The organism is Bradyrhizobium arachidis, assembly GCF_015291705.1.
GTDB lineage: Bacteria > Pseudomonadota > Alphaproteobacteria > Rhizobiales > Xanthobacteraceae > Bradyrhizobium > Bradyrhizobium arachidis.
Genome location: NZ_CP030050.1, coordinates 3,429,819 through 3,447,318, shown reverse-complemented (window position 1 = coordinate 3,447,318; position 17,500 = coordinate 3,429,819). Strand labels below are relative to the sequence as shown.

The following is a 17,500-nucleotide window of genomic DNA, read 5'->3' as shown; positions in this document are numbered from 1 at the left end:
AGCCCGCCAATGGTTTCCTCTCGGGGATCTGGGCGCTTCAGCGCCCTCATGCGATCAGCCGCGAGGCAAAATCGGGCAGCAGGCCTGCATCGCCGGCAAGGCGGAAATCGGCGCCCGCAATGCCTGACTGCACCAGCCAGTCGTCGAATTCCGGCGCACGGCGCAGTCCGAAGACGTCGCGGACATAGAGCGCGTCGTGAAAAGACGTGGACTGGTAGTTCAGCATGACGTCGTCGGCGCCGGGGACGCCCATGATGAAGGTGACGCCGGCAGCCGCGAGCAGCGTCAGCAGATTGTCCATGTCGTCCTGGTCCGCCTCGGCATGGTTGGTGTAGCAGATGTCGATGCCGAGCGGCAGGCCGAGCAGCTTGCCGCAAAAATGATCCTCCAGCCCGGCGCGGATGATTTCCTTGCCGTCATAGAGATATTCCGGGCCGATGAAGCCGACCACGCTGTTGACCAGCAACGGCGCGAAGGCGCGGGCGACCCCATAGGCGCGCGCCTCGCAGGTCTGCTGGTCGACGCCGTGATGGGCATTGGCCGACAGCGCCGAGCCCTGCCCGGTCTCGAAATACATCACGTTCTCGCCGACCGTGCCGCGCTTCTGCGACAGCCCGGCTTCTCGCGCCTCCTTCAGCAAGGCGAGGTCGATGCCGAAGCTGCGGTTGGCGGCCTCGGTGCCGGCGACCGACTGGAAGACGAGATCGACCGGCACGCCCTGCCCGATCAGCGACAGCGTCGTCGTGACATGGGTTAGCACGCAGCCTTGCGTCGGGATCTTCAGCCGCGCGATGATCTCGTCGAGCAGCCGCAGCAATTGTGCGATCACGGCCGGATCGTCGCTGGCCGGATTGATGCCGATGCAGGCATCGCCGGCCCCCAGCAAAATGCCGTCGAGGATCGAGGCGGTGATGCCCCTGGCATCGTCGAACGGATGATTGGGCTGAAGGCGCGTGCTCATCCGGCCCTTCAGGCCGATGGTGTTGCGGAAGGCGGTGGTGACCTCGCATTTCCGCGCCGCCAGGATCAGATCCTGGTTGCGCATCAGCTTTGACACCGCGGCCGCCATTTCCGGGGTGATGCCGCCCGCCAGCTTGCGCAGGACCTCGGGCGTTGCCGCATCCGACAGCAGCCAGTCGCGGAAGGCGCCGACCGTGAGCGAGGAGACCTGCGCAAACGCTTTGGCGTCGTGGCTGTCGATGACGAGGCGGGTGACCTCGTCGGCCTCATAGGGGATGACGGCTTCCTGGAGAAACTGCCCGAGCGGGACATCGGCCAGCGCCATCCGCGCCGCGATCATCTGCTCGGCGCTGGCGGCGGCGATCCCGGCCAGCCGGTCGCCGGAGCGCGGCGGGGTCGCTTTGGCGAGCAGGTCGCGCAAGTCGGGGAAGGTGTAGGTCGTGGCATCGATGGTGTGGCGGTAGACCAAGGGCCTCTCCGGGGCTCGTCGGCCAGCGGCCGACACCAGGGACTATCCTGAAACTATACCTTCGGATCAAGACGCTGAAATATCTTACCTTTCCTTCGACTAAGGGCGAAGGGGCCGAAGCTGCGCGTTAACGCTGCATCCACCTTCGTTCTGCATAGTTTTGCATCAATTTTAGACGACCGCACTTTCCGGCCGCTCCCGGCCATTCGGGCCCCGCACCATGACATCAGACCGATCTGGGAATGCCGCCAGCCAGGCGGGCCGTTTCACGCTGACCGTCAAGCTCTATGCGATCTTCGCGCTGTTCGCCCTGCTCACGGCGGCGATCGCGATGCTGTCCGACTACAACAGCCGGCGCAGCGCCGACCTGACCAGCGCGATCGAGACCGCCAACGCCGCCGCGCTGAACGTCGAGCGGGTCAACTCGCTGGTCTACGCGGTCGTGATGGAGTCGCGCGGCGTCTACATGTCGACCGAGCCCGCCGTCGTGAAGAAATTCGGCGACGGCCTGCTCAAGTTCAACGCGCAGATCATCGAGGTCGTGAAGCGCTGGGAGACCATCGTCAAAGCCGACGATGCCGAGCAGTTCGCGACCTTCAAGAAGCGCATCGAGCAGTTCGTCGACTTCCGCAAGGAGCTGGTGCGCCGCGGCGTCGAGATCAACGCAGCCGCAGGCCGCGAATGGGGCGACAACGACGCCAACCGCGCGGTGCGCTCGGCGCTGAACAAGGACCTCGAGGCGCTGTCCAAGGTCTATGCCGAGCGCGCCAAGCAGATCGCGCAGGAGACCGAGACCAACCGCACCCTGTCCTTCGTCCTGACCTGCCTCGGCGGCGTGGCGCTGGTGCTGGTCGTGATCGGCATCGTCATCATCGCTCGCTCGATCGCGCGGCCGCTCTCGGCCATCACCGCGACCATCAAGCAGGTCGCCGACGGCGCCGAGGATGTCACGGTGCCGCACACCGAGCGCGCCGACGAGATCGGCGCGCTGGCCCGCGCGATCCAGGTCTTCCAGGAGGCCATGGACCGCAACCGCAATCTGGCCTCGCAGGTCTCGCAGGACTCCGCGACACGCGAGGAGCGCGCCCGCCACATCGAGACATCCGTCGAGGCGTTCCGCGAGGCGATCGGCGCGATCATGCGCGGCCTCGGCGACAACGCCACCGTCATGCGCGAGACCGCGCAGACCATCACGCGCGCCACCGCCAACGCCAGCGGCCGCGCCGGCACGGCAGCCGACGCCACCGCGCAGGCTTCAAACAACGTCACCGCGGTGGCGGGCGCGGCCGAGGAGCTGTCGGCGTCGGTGGAGGAGATCGGCCGCCAGGTGCGGCAGTCCGCGAGCGCGGTCGAGCAGACCGGCCAGCGCACCGAGAAATCCATTGCCGAGATCGAGAGCCTTGCGGCCGCCACCCAGCGCATCGACGGCGTGCTCAATCTCATCCAGGCGATCGCCGAGCAGACCAACCTGCTCGCGCTCAACGCCACCATCGAAGCCGCCCGCGCCGGCGATGCCGGCCGTGGCTTTGCCGTCGTCGCCCACGAGGTGAAGGCGCTGGCGGGCCAGACCGCCAAGGCCACCGCCGAGATCGGCGAGAACGTCTCGATGATCCAGAGCTCCACCCGCAACGCGGTCGACGCGGTGCGCGAGATCGGCGGCGCCGTGCGCGAGATCAACGAGGTCACCTCGGCGATCGCGGGCGCCATCGGCCAGCAGGACCAGGCCACGCGCGAGATCTCCTCCAACGCGCAAAGCGCCGCCCAGGGCAACGAGACGCTGGTCGCCAACATCACCTCGCTGCGCGACGCCATCGGCGAGACCGATACGGCGGCATCCTCCGTGCTGACGGCCGCGAGCAGCCTCACCGCAACGGCCGAGACGCTGTCGCGGGAGGTGGAAAAATTCTTCCAGAACCTGCGCTCGGGCGCGGCGGACGGCCGCATCGCCAAGGCGGGATGACAAGGCGGGATGATCAGTGCATCCGCCGCTGCAGAGGCGGCGGTGGGCCTGCTCCAAACAAAATATCGAAAACAACCCCATGCACAGTAGCCGAGGTGAGCCTTATCAATGGATTGGCTGTCCGCGCAGGATTTATGCGGATTTTACGAATTCCCTTTGACACGTCGGGCAAAACACTGGCATGATGTCAGCATGCCGATCCGGACCCGTGGCCGCGCGATGCTTCCATTCCCGATCCCATCATCCCTGCGCTGGGCAGGCATTCGGTCGCAATTGCCGCCCTCGCGAGCACGGTGATTTCATTCGTCGCAAACCACGCGGGCTGCCGCAAACGGCAAAGACAGTCATCCCTGGAAGTACAACTCAATGAACAAGAACAATCGCGTGCTGTTTCTCTGCACCGGCAACTACTACCGCAGCCGCTACGCCGAAGAGATCTTCAACCACCGCGCCAGGCGCGAAGGGCTGGACTGGCTCTCCTTCTCGCGCGCCGTGGCCGAAAGGCTCTCGCCTGAAAACGTGGGACCGATCTCGCGCCACGCATTGGAAGCCCTGCAAGCGAAGGGCATCGCGCCGGGAGGCGGTACGCGGCATCCGGTGCTCTGCACGCTCGACGATTTTGCGCAAGCTGGGCTTGTGGTCGCGCTGAAGGACGCCGAGCATCGCCCCATGATCGAGCGCCGCTTTGCCGGCGTCGCCCATCGTGTCGAATATTGGGACGTGGATGATATCGAGTATCTCGATGCGGCAACGGCGCTGGGCAAGATCGATGAGCACGTTGGGCAGCTGATCGGGAGCCTGCAAAGCCGCTCCCGATAGACGGCGCCCTGCTCCGCCGTCACACCGTCAGCAACGTCTTGATCGCGCGGCGCTGGTCCATGCGCGCAGCTGGTCGATGCGAGCATAAGGCGCTTGCGCGCCGGTGGCAGCCCTAGAGCATCATGGAAGCGAGGACGATCAGGCCGATCGCGGTCAACCCCCAAGCCAGCGAATGCATTGCCCACGGCCGCATCGTTGCACTCCGTCCGGGTATCCTGCCTCAGCATGAAATCCCCGGGCGACACGCACGGCTTGAGATAGATCAATGATTGAAGATGAGCGCGGAGACGGCGGCCACAGTGAAAGCACCGGCCGCAATGGCGATGACACGCAGGAGAAGCTCGTTGCTCATGCCCAAGATTAACATGGGTTAGGCCGGTCAATTTATGCAGTTTGTGCCAGAATGGACCGTACGGACAATGCGCCACCTCGACAGGCCAGGCTAGGGGGCGGACTCATAACGCGCGGCCAGCCATAGCCGGATAGATGCGAGTTGGACGAGCACAAGGTAGTTTCCCGCAAGCCTGTCGTAGCGCGTCGCCACACGACGACATTGTTTGATCCTGTTGAAGAACCGTTCGACCTGGTTGCGCTTTGCCGTGGCGCTATGATGCAGCGGCCCGCCGATGCGATCCGGCCGGATGACCTGCGACAGACCGCGATTTTGCGCTACGCCTCATGGGCGGCCGCCTTCCGAATGTCGCGGGGCCCGCGCCCGACGCCCACGACAGCCTGCTGAAGCTGCCCCCCTGAAAATTATTTTTTCGGCCGCGACCCCGGCGCCGGGTTTGCGCCCTCTTGTCTGGGTGAGTGCGCCATAGCGGCGCGTCACGAACCGGAGCACAGAACCATGTGGTATAGGAAGAATGTTGGCGGGTGGGGGCGCGCGGCCAGGCTGATCGGCGGCGGCTTGATGCTCATCTGCGGCGTGGTCGCGCTGCACGCTTCGCCGCTCGGGCTACTGCTCAGCGGTGCGGGTGTGGTGACGCTGGTCACTGGCGTGTTCGGCTATTGTCCTGCTTGCGCCGTCGCCGGGCGCGAGCCGCTGAAGGGGTGACCGCCTTGGCGCGCGTATCAGACGATCTCTTGCTCGCGGCACAGTCGGGCGACCGGCACGCGCTCACACAGCTCTTGGTGGCGCTGCAGCCGGACATTCGACGCTACGCCCGGCGCCTTTGCTACCGCGCCTCGGTCATCGAAGATGTGGTGCAAGAAGCACTCATCGTCGTCTACCGGCGCGTGGGCACGATCCGCAGTCCAGCCGCACTCGCTGGCTGGCTGCTAACCGTCATCGCGCGCCTTTGCATGCTGCCGGCGCTGATGCTGATGCGCGGTGTCGAGGAGCTCGCCAGCCTGGAAGAGGCACGCGAGCTCGCAAAGGTCCCGCCGGACGAGTTACGCATAGACTTGGTCAATGCGATCGAGTCGCTTTCGCCGTCGCATCGCGAAGTGCTGCTGTTGCGAGATCTCGAAGATCTGACGATTGGGGAAATCGCCCGGCGGCTCGGCGTGACGCGCGAAGCGGCCAAAAGCCGCCTGCGCCGCGCCCGCACATTGGTGCGCGAATACCTGCTCGGCACAAAGAACAGCGGACGAGAGAGCACATGAATTACTTTCGTGGAATCGGCATGTTCGGGAGCGCTTTCCTGGGCGCACACCTGATGTGCGGCGCGGCGGCGGCGGCGCTACTCGCTTGGGCCATCGTCCACCAGACCGCGCACCCTTGGCTATCCCTGGGCGCGGGCGTTGCAGCCCTCGTCGCGTTACGCGGATGCCCGATGTGCTGGACTGTGGGCTTGGTCGAGACGCTTTCGCAAGGCCGTCGCGATTCAACCGATGCTCTTTCAATAAATAGCGCCGCCAGCGAAAGCATCAGGGGGTCACCATGCAAAGGGTGAGTGCCGTCTTGGGCTCTGCACTATTCTTCCTGGTTGCGCCGTGCGTGCTCGCAGGGCTGATCCCGTGGTCGATGACTCGCTGGGAGTTTAGGCCTGCTTTTTTCGGTCTTGAGGGCGCGCGCTCAGTCGGCGTCCTCCTCATCTTGGTCGGTTTGCCGGGACTCGTGGACTCCTTTGCACGATTTGCGCTTCAAGGACTCGGCACACCTGCGCCCGTTGCGCCAACCAAGAACCTGGTGGTCACTGGTCTCTACCGGCATGTGCGCAATCCGATCTACCTCGCCGTCGTCGCAATTATCCTTGGTCAGGCTATGTTGTTTGGCGATGGGCGCCTCGTTCTGTTTGGCGCACTGCTCTGGCTCGCCTTCCACCTGTTCGTCGTTGCCTATGAAGAGCCGACTTTGCGGGACACGTTTGGTTCAGAGTACGAGGCATATCGCGCGAACGTCCGCCGCTGGGTTCCGCGGGTGGCCCCCTTGGAGAGCACCGGAGTCCGGTTCGCGACAGCCCGCAAAGCAATGAGGTCAGGCGGGTGTGTTCCCTGCGGCAAATTTCGGCAAGCCCCACGAACCTGGTCGCTATTGGAGCAAAGCAGACGTAGTCACCAGGCACATGACGCCGCCGGGTTTATAGGTACACGGCCTGGTCCGCCGCTGCGCCTACTTCGGCAGACATTCCACATTGTAGGCGATGATGATCTGGCTGGGGTCGGCCTTTCCCAGGCTCTTCAAGTCTTCCAGGCCGCTCTTCAGCCTCGCGCCCGCCTGGCCCAGGCTGGACTCGAGCGTCGACTTTGCCGCCCTGCATCGCTCTTCGCTCGAGAACTCCTGAAACACGACGGTCGGCAGCAGCCGCCATTCCGCCCTGTCGTTCGTTGCGGCTGGACTGACCGAATAGGAGAAGACGTACATCAGGACCCACATTGTGGGGCTCCGGTGAAATGCGGTACGGGCCGTATCGCGCCACGCGGCGCCGTGTCCTGCTTGATCCAGATCAACGAATGATGGTGGGTCTCGCGCGGCCTGCGCAGCCATTCCCGTGGCGAAGGCCTCAACAACGAAAAGCCCCGGCATGCGGGCCGAGGCTTGCGATCCAGCCCGCGTACATCCGGCGAACCGTATCGTCGATGCAGAGACTAGCCGTGAATTTTGAATAGATCATGACGATGTTGCATCGACAAAATGTCGCGCCGGGTCGGAACCGGATCATGCATCGCGGGACTATCGTTCCGAAATCGCTTTTTGATCGACGAAGATTCGAACGCGGCCGACATCCTCGACCTCACGATAGTGGCTCAACTCGAGCTTGAGCTCGGGATCCGAATTGGCCCAGGCCAGCCAATCGAACGGAACCGAGCTCAACATGTAGGTGTCCACCAGAATCACATCGGGGCGGCCGCTTCGCAGGTCGGCCAGGAGTTGCCGCCGTTCGAAATCGATGATGCCGTCCAGCTTTGCCCGCTCGCCCTGACTGAGCTGCGCGTTTTTCTGGATCATCATCGCGCCGGCCGCCAGCATCTGCACACAGGAATTGCCCGCCCAGGTGCCATTGATCTGGCGGACGAGCGGATGCCCGAGAGCGACGTGATCGGTGATCGTGAGCAGCCGCGGGTTTTTGACGAGGGCCTCGATACGCTCTTCCAGCGGAGGAAAGTGCCGGACCGGCACGGACAGGCAGAACCCGATGAACACAATGGCCGCGAGGCCGCCGATCATGACCGGCAGGCGCAACGTTCTCGTGCGAACATGCAGCAACGGCGCGGCGACCGCGAACATGCAAAGCGCGAACGCCGTATAGGTCCAGCCCTTGCCTTGCAGAACGAAACTCGCGGCGCCGCCGACGGCTGCGGCGAGCCACGGGGTTGCGTCGCCGTCCAGCTTGAAGTGTTGCGGAGCCACAAGGCGCAGAATCGCGATGGACGCGAAGATCACGATGGCCGGAAAATACAGCAGATCGCCCAGATTCATCCTCAACGGCACATAGGTGGCCGCGACCATCGGAGCATAGGTGAACAGATAGTCGGGAAAGGCGAGAACGAGCACCGCGCCGTAGCCGATGACGACGGCAGCGGCTGCGCACGCTTCAGCGGTGAACAAGGCCCTGAGCGAGCGCTGGCGCAAGGCGGCAAGGATGATCGGAACGCCTGCCACGAGCGCAAGATGCGGCTTGAGGCTCATGGCGAGTCCTGCCCCCAGTCCCGCCACGACCGCAACCGGTCCCGGACCAAGGCCGCGCCAGCGGATCGCGGTGATCGCGACGAAAGGGGTCAGGGCAATGACGGCAATGTGCTCGCGTTGGCCGAAGACGGCGCTGGAAAGAATTGCGAACAGGAACGCGAGCAGGCAAGTTGCAAGATTTCTCTCGCCAGCTTCCAGCCCTGCCGCCACACCGGCGCGGTCGATCACGACGAGCGCGCCGACGATCTCGATCATCACCAGGATGATCACGACGATCTCGGGCGCAAGGCCGGTCGCGCGCGCAAACATCAACGCGGGCATGTAGAGGTAGACCGAGAGCGGCGGATTCACCTCGAAGACGTCGACCCCGAGCTTGCCGCCATCCAGGACCTTCTCGCCTTCGGTCAGCAGGCAGCCCAGATCCGCGTTGAGAACGACGGGTATCTGAACAAGCAAGGCCGTCAGCAGGATCGCGGCCACGATCATCCAACGGTGATTCATGCTGAAATTGCTTCCTGACAGATCCGGGGCGCGGCCGCCCCTTGTGAGGCCGGCAAAAAGCGCTCTCCGCGGGCGGAAGCGGTCTATTCCCTTCACCTGCGTGAACCTGCGGTAGAGCGCGCTCAGCGCCACTCTCAACGGCAGTCGTTACTATTGTGCTACAATGATCTGAAACAATGCCGCAATGGCCTGAAATAATGCCAAGTCATTGCCGGAGGCAGGCCAGGGGCAGCCTTCCGATTCTCATAAATAACATAAAACATAACATATAATGTTGCGCCGGAGGTGCGCGCCCTCTCCCGCTTGCGGGAGAGGGTTGGGGTGAGGGTGCATCCGCAATGGGACACTCCCCTAGAGGAGAAAGCCCTCACCCGGCGCCATAACCGATGCAAAGCATCGGCGTTTTTAAAGGACGGCGGCCAAGGGCCGCCTATGCCGACCTCTCCCGCAAGCGGGCGAGGTGAACCGAGCCTGCGGCACCTGATTCAACCTAACGCCATTCGGCCCTACCCCATCACCCCGCCGCGCTTGATCAGCTCCTTGCCGACCGCGGCAAGGTGCACCTGATCCGGCCCGTCGCCGATGCGGATGAAGCGGGCGTAGACATAGGCGCGGGCGAGGAATGTGTCCTGCGAGACGCCGGCGGCGCCGTGGATCTGGATGGCGCGGTCGATGACGCGAGCGGCCATGCTGGGCACCACGATCTTGGCCGCGGCGATCAAATCGCGCGCGGCCTTGTTGCCTTCGCGGTCCATCTTGTCGGCGGCCTGCAGCGTGAGGAGCCGCGCCTGCGCGATCTCGCAGAAGGAGTGCGCGATGTCCTCGCGCACCGAGCCCTGCTCGGCCAGCGGCTTGCCGAAGGCGACGCGCGACACGGAGCGCTGGCACATCAATTCCAGCGCGCGCTGGGCGCAGCCGATCAGGCGCATGCAATGATGGATGCGGCCGGGGCCGAGCCGCCCCTGCGCGATCTCGAAGCCGCGGCCCTCGCCGAGCAGCATGTTCTCCGCGGGCACGCGGACATTGTCGTAGACGATCTCGGGATGGCCGACCGGCGCGTCGTCGTAGCCGTAAGTGAGCATGTCGCGGACGATGCGCACGCCGGACGTCGCCTTCGGCACCAGGATCATGGATTGCTGGCGATGGCGATCGGGATCGGGATCATCGGGCGCGGTCTTGCCCATCACGATCAGGATCTCGCAATCCTCGTTCATAGCACCGGAGGTGAACCATTTGCGACCGTTGATGACGTAGTCGTCGCCGTCGCGTTTGATCGCGCACTGGATGTTGGTGGCATCGCTGGAGGCGACCTGCGGCTCCGTCATCGAGAAGCCGGAGCGGATGCGCCCTTCCAGCAGCGGCTTCAGCCAGCGCTCCTGCTGCGCCTTGGTGCCGTAGTTTGCGAGCACCTCCATGTTGCCGACATCGGGCGCCGAGCAGTTGAACACCTCGGGCGCCCAGAGGATGCGGCCCATGATCTCCTTCACCGGCGCGTATTCGAGGTTGGAGAGCCCCGGACCGTGCTCGCCTGACAGGAACAGATTCCAGAGCCCCTGCTCCCGCGCCAGCCGCTTCAGGTCCTGCAGGATCTGCGGCGTCTTGTAGCGCGCGGCCTCCGGCTTCACCTGCTCGTAATAGAGCTCCTCGACCGGCTCGACATGGGTCCGCATGAACTGCCGGACGCGGTCCTGCAGCTCCAGCGAACGGGCGGAGTGTTGAAAGTCCATGGTGGTCTCCTCTTTCCTTCTCCCCTTGTGGGAGAAGGTGGCATAGGCGGCCTTCGGCCGCCGTTCCTAAGAACGCCGAAGCAAAGCTTCGGCTATGGCGCCGGATGAGGGGTTGGCTCCGCAAACTCAAACGCAAATTCGACTCGCGGAGAGATACCCCTCACCCGGCTGCGCTTCGCGCATCCACCCTCTCCCGCAAGGGGAGAGGGTGCACCGCGTCTGTGGCATTCGTCAGTCTCGTAGGGTGGGCAAAGCGACCTGTCCGCCGTAGCTCGAAGAGCGAAGGCGGAAGCGTGCCCACGTTCCTGTTTCCGTATTGATAGGTGGTGGGCACGGCGCAAGTGCGCCTTTGCCCACCAGACGATACCGAGTTCGCGGAGAGAGCCCATCACCCGGCTCGCAATCCCCTCACGTCCCGCGCAAGAGCTCGCTCGCGACGACCCAGTCGTTGCCGTCGAACTGGAGCATGTAGCCGTCCTTGATCGGGCGGAAATCCTGCGGCGTGGTGTTGAGGGTGATGCCGGGCATCAGCAGCGACAGCGGCACGTTCTTCAGGTTAGCCGCCTGCGCCATGATGTTCTCGCGCGTCAGATTGTCCTTGCATTGCTTGAGCAGCACCACCAGCGCCTCGGCGACGGTGTAGCCGTAGAGGCCGGCGACGTTGTTGATGTCGGCATTGGGCAGGCGCTTCTTCATGAACTCGATATAGGCCGTCATCGCCGGATCGTCCTTCGGCTGCTCGACGAACGGTTTGAGCGAGCCGAGCGAGAGCACGCCCTTGCCGGCATCGAGGCCAGCAGGCGTCATCACCGTCGCCTTGTTGGCGCAGCCGCTCGCGAGGAAGCGTGTCGGCTGCCAGCCGACCTCATGGGCTTTCCGGATCGCCTGGGCGCAGGCGCGCGGCGTCACCGAATAGATCATGAAGACGTCGGCCTTGGTGTTGGCGAGAGTCAGCACCTGGGAATCGACGGTGGGATCGGTGACCTCGAAGCTCGAGGCCATCGCGATCGCCTTGTCGGCGTCAGCGCCGAGCGCCTCCTTGACCCCGCGGAAATATTCCTTGCCCGCGTCGTCGTTCTGATAGAGCACCGCGAAGCGCGCATTCGGGTTCTTGGCACGGGCATAGGCGACGTCGATCGCGGCCTCGCTGGTGTAGTTCGGCGCCCACGGCAGCGCCATCGACCACGGCATGTTGGCCGGATCGTTCCACTTCGAGGCCGAGCTGATCAAGAAGATCTGCGGCACTTTGTTGCTGTTGAGGTATTTCGCGATCGCCGAGCTCGGCGCGGTGCCCATGGTCGCGAAGATGAAGGCGACGCCGTCGCCCTCGACGAGGCGCCGCGCGGCTTCCATGGTCTTGGGCGGCGAGAAGGCGTCGTCGAGCGAGATCAGGTTGAGCTTGCGGCCGTTGACCCCGCCCTTCTCGTTGACCTCGTCGAAATAGGCGGAGATCACCCGGCCGGTGATGCCGAGCGGCGATGCCGGGCCGCTATAGGGCATGGTGTTGCCGATCTTGATCTCGGTGTCGCTGACACCGGGACCGTAGGATTTCTGCGCGAACACGGGCGTGGAAAGGCAGGCTGCAGCCAGCGCTGCGGCCAGGGCCAAAGCGGCTTTCATGGTTTCTCCCCGGTGATTATCGCCGCGCGAGGCAACCACGCGGCGCGCTGCTTCTTGTCAGCGCGTCAGCTCAGCGGAGTTCCGCAAGATGGTCTTGCGTCGAGTTGCTGGTCACTCGGCGCTTCGTTTCGAGCCTGCGTAGGAGCGGCGCAGCAGGGCAAACAGGCTACCTCCCGTCGCCGCACCGAGCAGATAGACCACGACGGTCTGGACTGCGAGCGGCAGGCTGAAATTCATCCTGAAGAAGGAGATCGTGACCGTCTCAAAATTCTGCGCGGCGAAGATCACCGTCGCCGCCGCGATGAGAACGATGATCGCGAGATAGAGCCAGCGCATCAGGGTCCCCCGGCGATCGCCCTAGCCGCGCCGCTTCAGGGCGAAGCCGAGGCTGATCCAGCCGGCGCCGGCCATGATCAGGTCGATGCCGAGGAACAGGCCGAGGATGTAGACGCTGTTGACCGGCCAGCGCGCCACGATCAGGAGGCCAAGCAGCAGCGTGATGGCGGCGGAGAGCGCCACCCACACCCACGGGCTTTCGCGCTTCATGCTGAAGGCGAGAAACAGCCTGACGGCGCCGGAGGCGATCAGCGATATGCCGAGGAAAAGCGTCAGCAGGACTGCCGCAAACAGCGGGTTCTCGAAGGTGAGGAAGCCGGCGATGACGTAGAGCACGCCGAGCAACGCCCAGATCAGGAATTTGCCCCAGCTCTTCATCTGGAACGCGCCGATGATCTCGGTGGCGCCGGCGACGATCATCATGGCGCCGACCACGATCACGCTCGCGACCGTCGCCATCACCATGCTGCCGAGCGCGATGAAGCCGGCGATGAGATAGACGACGCCGAGGGCGACGATCCAGCCCCATTTGGCGTGAAGCGCCGTAATGCCCGAGCCGAGGCCTGAAGGATGAGTCGTATCCGAAGCACTTGTCATGGCGGCTACTCCTGCATGCAAGCCCGGAGGCACACGCCAGGATAGCACGGGCCGGGCCGGGGCGACAGCCAGCAGAGCACCCTCAGCGGCAGCAACATTGACGCAAATCAAGATCGAATGCGGTGCGTCAGGGGCGCGACCGCTCCATCTCGAGCTCGGCCTTGAGGTTGTCGAGGTCGCGATAAATTGAGGCGACCGCCAGCACGCGGCCACCCTTGCGGTACTTCAACAAGCAGTCCTTGCCGGAAATGCTGCCGTCGATCGCGATGTCGTCAAAGCTCTCGGCATGGCCGACATAGTTGATCGGCACGTCGTAATGCTGGCTCCAGAAGAACGGCACCGCGTCGAAGCGCTCGCGCGTGCCGAGCATGTTGCGCGCCGCGGTCTGGCCCTGGCGCTCCGCCACCACCCAGTGCTCGACGCGGATGGTGTGCCGCGAATGCGGATCGGGCCAGCGCGCGATGTCGCCGGCTGCGAAGATGCCGGCGATGCTGGTCTCCAGAAATTCGCTGACGCTGACGCCGCGATCGGCGGCAAGGCCGGCCTGCTCGGCCAGCAAGAGGCGCGGCTTGACGCCGATTCCGACCACGACGAGATCGGCCTCGATGACGGCGCCGCTCTTCAATGTGGCGCGGGTGCCGTCGAGCTTCTCGACGGTGTCCTTGAGATGGAAGTTGACGCCGTTCTCCTCGTGCAGCGCGCGCACGAAGTCGCCCATCTCGGGGCCGAGCACCTTCTGCATCGGCCGCTCCTCGGGCGCGACGACATGCACCTCGATCTTGCGCGCACGCAGCGATGCCGCAACTTCCAAGCCGATGAAGCTGGCGCCGATCACCAGCGCGCGCTTGGCGCTGCCGGCCGCCTTGATGATGGCACGGCTGTCGGCAACGGAGCGCAGGGTGTGGACATGCGGCTGGTCCGCGCCGGGAATCCGGAGCTTGACCGGCTCGGCGCCGGTGGCGAGCAGCAGCCGATCGAACGGGAGCTTGTCGCCATTGCCGAGCGTCACGCTGCGCGCCTTCGGATCGATCGCCGAGACGTCCGTGTTCAGCCTGAGGTCGATGCCGGCGTCCTGATAATAGTCCTCGCCGCGCAGCGGCAGCCAATCCTCCGGCGCGTTGCCGGCGAGGTAATCCTTGGAGAGGTTGGGACGGTCGACCGGCATCGCGGCGTCATTGCTGAGCATGGTGATGGCGCCGCTAAAACCCTCGCGCCGGAGCGTCTCGGCCGCCGCAAAGCCCGCCGCACCGCCGCCGACGATGACGAATTTTTCCGGCGTCGGCGCGCTGCGATGAGCCGTTGATGGTTTCGGCGCCTCACGCTTGCGCTGAACGACGATCCTGTCGCCATCGCGCGCGACGTCCCATACCGCGAGTGCATTCAGCGCCGGCGGGCGGGTCGCCTCGCCCGTGCGCAAGGAGAAGCAGGCGTGATGCCAGGGACAGCGGATGGTGTCATCGACCACCAGCCCCTCGGCGAGTGGGCCGTGATAGTGGCTGCAGGCCGGCTCGATCGCGAAGATGTCGCTGCCGGCCTGCACCAGCAGGACATCCTCCTCGCCGACATGGCCGAGCAATTTGCCGTCCTTGAATTCGGTCAGCGACACGCCGCCGGTGAGGTCGGGTCCGCTCGGCTTCTTGTCCTCGGTCATGATCGTCTCCTTGGCGCCGTCTCCTTGCGGATCAATCGTCCGAATTGGCCAGCCCCAGGAGTTCCTGGCGGGTCAGCGCATTATCGCGGAACACGCCCAACATGCGGCTGGTGACAAGATCGGTGCCGGGCTTGTGCGCGCCGCGCGTCGTCATGCAGTGATGCGTCGCCTTGATGATGACACCGACGCCTTCGGGCCTCAACACATCGTTGATCGTGTTGGCGATCTGCGCGGTCATCTTCTCCTGGATCTGGAGGCGCTTGGCGTAGACATCGACGACGCGCGCAAGCTTGCTGATGCCGACGACGCGGCCCTGCGGGATATAGGCGACCCAGGCGCGGCCGACGATCGGCGCCATGTGATGCTCGCAATGGCTCTCGAAGCGAACGCCGCGCAGCACGATCATCTCGTCATAGCCCTCGATCTCCTCGAAGGTCTTTTGCAGGATTTCGGTCGGATCCTGCGCATAGCCGGAAAAATACTCCTCGAAAGCGCGCGCGACGCGGTCCGGCGTCTCGCGCAGGCCGTCGCGCGCCGGATCGTCGCCGGCCCAGCGGATCATGGTCCGGATCGCCTGCTCGACCTCCGCCCTGTCGGGCCGGTCGCTCGGCGCCTGCGCCACCGCAACCCGTTCCAGCTTGCGCGCTTGCAACTTCATTCAAAACCTCCCCTGCAACGAGCCGCGGACAGAAGCGGCCCCACAGCTTGGACGGCGGCAGCTGCAAAAGGTTCCCGGGATCGGGAAAAATCGCGAAGGGTGGCGGCTTAGTTGGGCGCAGGCGCTCCAAGACCCTCATGGTGAGGAGCGCGAAGCGCGTCTCGAACCATGCAGGCCCAGCCGTGGCCTTCATCCTTCGAGACGCCCGCTTTGCGGGCTCCTCAGGATGAGGAGCTAGGCTGTCTATGCCGCAGCCGCCTTCCGCGCGTCGAGCACGGCCTGCGCCCATTCGGCCGGCCGCTCCTGCGGCAGATTGTGACCGGCGCCGGCGAACACGCGGCGCTCGAAAAAACCTTCGAACTTGCGCGCGTGGTGTGCGGTGCCGGGATTGACGCCATCGCTGTCGCCGTCGATCGCGATCGTGGGAACGCGGATCTGTGGCTGCGCGGCGAGCTTCGCCTCGATGCCCGCATAGGCCGGATCGCCCTCGACCAGCGCGTAGCGGTGGCGATAGGAGTGGATCACGACATCGACGAAATCAGGATTGTCGAACGAGGCTGCGCTCTTCTCGAAAGTCGCGTCATCAAACGTCCATGTCGGCGACCACATCGACCAGAGCTGTCGCGCAAAGCCACGGCGGTTGCGCTCCAGCGCGCGGCGGCCGCGCTCGTTGTGAAAGAGATATTGATACCAGAGCGCCGCCTCCTCCGGCGGCGAGGCCGGCTCCATGGAGCGCGCGATGTTCTGGATGTTGTAGGAATTGCCGGAGACGAGCGCGACGACGCGCTCGGTATGCAGCGTCGAGACGACGCAGGCCGCGCGTCCGCCCCAATCATAGCCGCCGACGACAGCGCGCTCGATGCGAAGCGCGTCCATGAAGGCGAGGAGATCGGCCCCGAGCGCCGCCTGCTCGCCGGAGCGCAAGGTCGAAGCGGAACGAAACCGCGTCGGCCCATAGCCGCGCAGCCAGGGCACCAGCACCCGCGCGCCCGCCGCTGCGATGAGCGGCGCGGTGTCGGCATAGGCGTGCACATCGTAGGGAAAGCCGTGGCCCACGATGCAAGGCCAGCCGTCGGGCGCGCCGTACTCGAGATAGGCGATGTCGAGGATATCCGTGGTGATGGTTTTTTGGTGCATGATTTGCTCACGGATGCGCGGGGTATCGTGGGCCGACGACAGGCTCCGCGATATCCGGGCTACGAGCGCGCCGTTACTTCTGCGGGCCGGACAGCGAGATGTCGCGCTCGGCGCGGAAGACGTTGCTGTAGAGGTTGGCGATCCACTGCCGGCCGATCTCGGTCTTGTTGAGATAGCCGATCTCGGTCTGGATGTGTGGTGCGACGCTGTTCCAATAGAATTGTGGATAGCGGTTCACGATGTCGGCGGGCGAGTCGTAGCCGAGCTGGCGGTTGATGCCGACCTCCTCGAACTCGTAGTACAGCGCGTTGGCCTTGCGCAGATAGTTGGGATCGCCGAGCTGGCCGATGAAGTCGGCGGCGCGCAGGATCGAGGCCTCGTCGTCATATTCCTGCCCCTCGCGGGCCGGGAAGCGGGTGCCCTCGATGGCGCGGGCGACGCGCTCGCTGTCGACGCCGCGGATCGGCGGGAGCCGCCGCCTCACGAAAAGTTTCGAGCGATCAACGTGATACATCATGAGACTGGCATCCGATGCGCCGCGCGGCAGCGACACTTTGGTGCCGGCCTCGTCGACGATGAAGCCGTCCTCGTCATCCTCCGGAAACAGCCCGCGGACATAGCCGATATCGTGCGCAAGGCAGGCGATCAGGACATGAATGTAGTCCTCGGCATCGATGTGCGCGTGCAGGTTGCGGCCGAGCATGATCGCCTGGGCCGCCAGCGTCACCAGCATCGTATGTTCGATGTTGTGATAGAGCGCATCGCTGTTGCCGATGCATTCCATCGCGGTGCGCGTCGAGGCCTCCACCACCCTGGCATAGGACTCGTCGTACCTGCGACGCATGAACGAGCCCAGCAACTTCTCCAGGGATTCAGCCGCCAGTCTCGGTAACGTCATCATGGATGCAGCCCCGTTCGATGCAGCCCCGCTTGCCGGTGGTGTCTCACGCCAACTCCCGACGTTTCATTCTTGCCCTCGACGCAGGCGGC

At 64.7% G+C, this 17,500-nt stretch carries 15 protein-coding genes and 2 pseudogenes; 5 read left to right on the top strand and 12 right to left on the bottom strand.

Annotated elements, in window-relative coordinates; genetic code table 11:
• Positions 1-46: 46 nt before the first annotated feature.
• Positions 47-1,429 carry an ethanolamine ammonia-lyase subunit EutB gene (locus tag WN72_RS15895; RefSeq protein ID WP_092216966.1) on the bottom strand — a complete coding sequence of 461 codons (1,383 nt, stop codon included), beginning with the start codon at positions 1,427-1,429 and terminating at the stop codon, positions 47-49.
• Positions 1,430-1,649: 220 nt separating this feature from the next.
• Between WN72_RS15895 and WN72_RS15890 the strand changes: the two genes are divergently transcribed.
• Positions 1,650-3,389 carry a methyl-accepting chemotaxis protein gene (locus WN72_RS15890; protein WP_092216965.1) on the top strand — a complete coding sequence of 580 codons (1,740 nt, stop codon included), beginning with the start codon at positions 1,650-1,652 and terminating at the stop codon, positions 3,387-3,389.
• Positions 3,390-3,755: 366 nt separating this feature from the next.
• Entirely contained in the window at positions 3,756-4,208 is a 453-nt protein-coding gene (locus WN72_RS15885) for an arsenate-mycothiol transferase ArsC (protein ID WP_027558683.1), read from the top strand.
• A 442-nt stretch (positions 4,209-4,650) separates the two neighbouring features.
• Here WN72_RS15885 and WN72_RS15880 read toward each other — a convergent pair.
• Positions 4,651-4,803 (bottom strand): annotated as a pseudogene (locus WN72_RS15880) (IS5/IS1182 family transposase); the annotation flags it as partial.
• 255 nt (positions 4,804-5,058) lie between these two features.
• Here WN72_RS15880 and WN72_RS15875 point away from each other — a divergent pair.
• The 3 genes and pseudogenes from WN72_RS15875 to WN72_RS15865 form a co-directional block, all read left to right on the top strand.
• Positions 5,059-5,265 (top strand): YgaP family membrane protein, encoded by a 207-nt coding sequence (locus WN72_RS15875; protein WP_092216964.1) that lies wholly within the window; start codon positions 5,059-5,061, stop codon positions 5,263-5,265.
• Positions 5,266-5,270: 5 nt separating this feature from the next.
• The gene (locus WN72_RS15870; RefSeq protein ID WP_051378508.1) at positions 5,271-5,816 is read left to right on the top strand and encodes an RNA polymerase sigma factor; all 546 of its coding nucleotides are present in this window, start codon (positions 5,271-5,273) and stop codon (positions 5,814-5,816) included.
• Positions 5,817-6,093: 277 nt separating this feature from the next.
• A pseudogene (locus WN72_RS15865) lies at positions 6,094-6,582 on the top strand (methyltransferase family protein); the annotation flags it as partial.
• A gap of 183 nt (positions 6,583-6,765) precedes the next feature.
• Here WN72_RS15865 and WN72_RS15860 read toward each other — a convergent pair.
• The 10 genes from WN72_RS15860 to WN72_RS15815 form a co-directional block, all read right to left on the bottom strand.
• On the bottom strand, positions 6,766-7,029 hold the full coding sequence (locus tag WN72_RS15860; protein WP_027558679.1) for a hypothetical protein: 264 nt from the start codon (positions 7,027-7,029) through the stop codon (positions 6,766-6,768).
• 297 nt (positions 7,030-7,326) lie between these two features.
• Positions 7,327-8,769, bottom strand: a complete 1,443-nt coding sequence (locus tag WN72_RS15855; RefSeq protein ID WP_244553787.1) for a hypothetical protein — start codon at positions 8,767-8,769, stop codon at positions 7,327-7,329.
• 521 nt (positions 8,770-9,290) lie between these two features.
• Positions 9,291-10,511 (bottom strand): acyl-CoA dehydrogenase family protein, encoded by a 1,221-nt coding sequence (locus WN72_RS15850; RefSeq protein ID WP_092216961.1) that lies wholly within the window; start codon positions 10,509-10,511, stop codon positions 9,291-9,293.
• 408 nt (positions 10,512-10,919) lie between these two features.
• A complete protein-coding gene (locus WN72_RS15845) occupies positions 10,920-12,131 on the bottom strand; it encodes an ABC transporter substrate-binding protein (protein WP_092216960.1) in 1,212 nt (403 codons plus the stop codon).
• Positions 12,132-12,242: 111 nt separating this feature from the next.
• Positions 12,243-12,467: a LapA family protein gene (locus WN72_RS15840; protein ID WP_027558675.1), complete on the bottom strand. Its 225-nt coding sequence runs from the start codon at positions 12,465-12,467 to the stop codon at positions 12,243-12,245.
• Positions 12,468-12,488: 21 nt separating this feature from the next.
• Positions 12,489-13,064, bottom strand: a complete 576-nt coding sequence (locus WN72_RS15835; RefSeq protein WP_027558674.1) for an HdeD family acid-resistance protein — start codon at positions 13,062-13,064, stop codon at positions 12,489-12,491.
• A gap of 127 nt (positions 13,065-13,191) precedes the next feature.
• On the bottom strand, positions 13,192-14,715 hold the full coding sequence (locus WN72_RS15830; RefSeq protein ID WP_092216959.1) for an FAD-dependent oxidoreductase: 1,524 nt from the start codon (positions 14,713-14,715) through the stop codon (positions 13,192-13,194).
• A gap of 31 nt (positions 14,716-14,746) precedes the next feature.
• Positions 14,747-15,373 carry a GTP cyclohydrolase I FolE gene (folE, locus tag WN72_RS15825; RefSeq protein ID WP_027558672.1) on the bottom strand — a complete coding sequence of 209 codons (627 nt, stop codon included), beginning with the start codon at positions 15,371-15,373 and terminating at the stop codon, positions 14,747-14,749.
• Between the two features lie 243 nt (positions 15,374-15,616).
• Entirely contained in the window at positions 15,617-16,510 is an 894-nt protein-coding gene (locus WN72_RS15820; RefSeq protein ID WP_167380892.1) for an alpha/beta fold hydrolase, read from the bottom strand.
• A 73-nt stretch (positions 16,511-16,583) separates the two neighbouring features.
• Positions 16,584-17,411: an HD domain-containing protein gene (locus WN72_RS15815; RefSeq protein ID WP_092216957.1), complete on the bottom strand. Its 828-nt coding sequence runs from the start codon at positions 17,409-17,411 to the stop codon at positions 16,584-16,586.
• Positions 17,412-17,500: the final 89 nt, after the last annotated feature.

Bases quoted from the DNA above. Each gene is read 5' to 3' on its own strand.
- WN72_RS15850 (WP_092216961.1), bottom strand. From the start codon at position 10,511: ATGGACTTTCAACACTCCGCCCGTTCGCTGGAGCTGCAGGACCGCGTC.
- WN72_RS15860 (WP_027558679.1), bottom strand. From the start codon at position 7,029: ATGTGGGTCCTGATGTACGTCTTCTCCTATTCGGTCAGTCCAGCCGCA.
- WN72_RS15845 (WP_092216960.1), bottom strand. From the start codon at position 12,131: ATGAAAGCCGCTTTGGCCCTGGCCGCAGCGCTGGCTGCAGCCTGCCTT.
- WN72_RS15840 (WP_027558675.1), bottom strand. From the start codon at position 12,467: ATGCGCTGGCTCTATCTCGCGATCATCGTTCTCATCGCGGCGGCGACG.
- WN72_RS15835 (WP_027558674.1), bottom strand. From the start codon at position 13,064: ATGACAAGTGCTTCGGATACGACTCATCCTTCAGGCCTCGGCTCGGGC.
- folE (WP_027558672.1), bottom strand. From the start codon at position 15,373: ATGAAGTTGCAAGCGCGCAAGCTGGAACGGGTTGCGGTGGCGCAGGCG.
- WN72_RS15890 (WP_092216965.1), top strand. From the start codon at position 1,650: ATGACATCAGACCGATCTGGGAATGCCGCCAGCCAGGCGGGCCGTTTC.
- WN72_RS15855 (WP_244553787.1), bottom strand. From the start codon at position 8,769: ATGATCGTGGCCGCGATCCTGCTGACGGCCTTGCTTGTTCAGATACCC.
- WN72_RS15820 (WP_167380892.1), bottom strand. From the start codon at position 16,510: ATGCACCAAAAAACCATCACCACGGATATCCTCGACATCGCCTATCTC.
- WN72_RS15815 (WP_092216957.1), bottom strand. From the start codon at position 17,411: ATGATGACGTTACCGAGACTGGCGGCTGAATCCCTGGAGAAGTTGCTG.
- WN72_RS15830 (WP_092216959.1), bottom strand. From the start codon at position 14,715: ATGACCGAGGACAAGAAGCCGAGCGGACCCGACCTCACCGGCGGCGTG.
- WN72_RS15885 (WP_027558683.1), top strand. From the start codon at position 3,756: ATGAACAAGAACAATCGCGTGCTGTTTCTCTGCACCGGCAACTACTAC.
- WN72_RS15875 (WP_092216964.1), top strand. From the start codon at position 5,059: ATGTGGTATAGGAAGAATGTTGGCGGGTGGGGGCGCGCGGCCAGGCTG.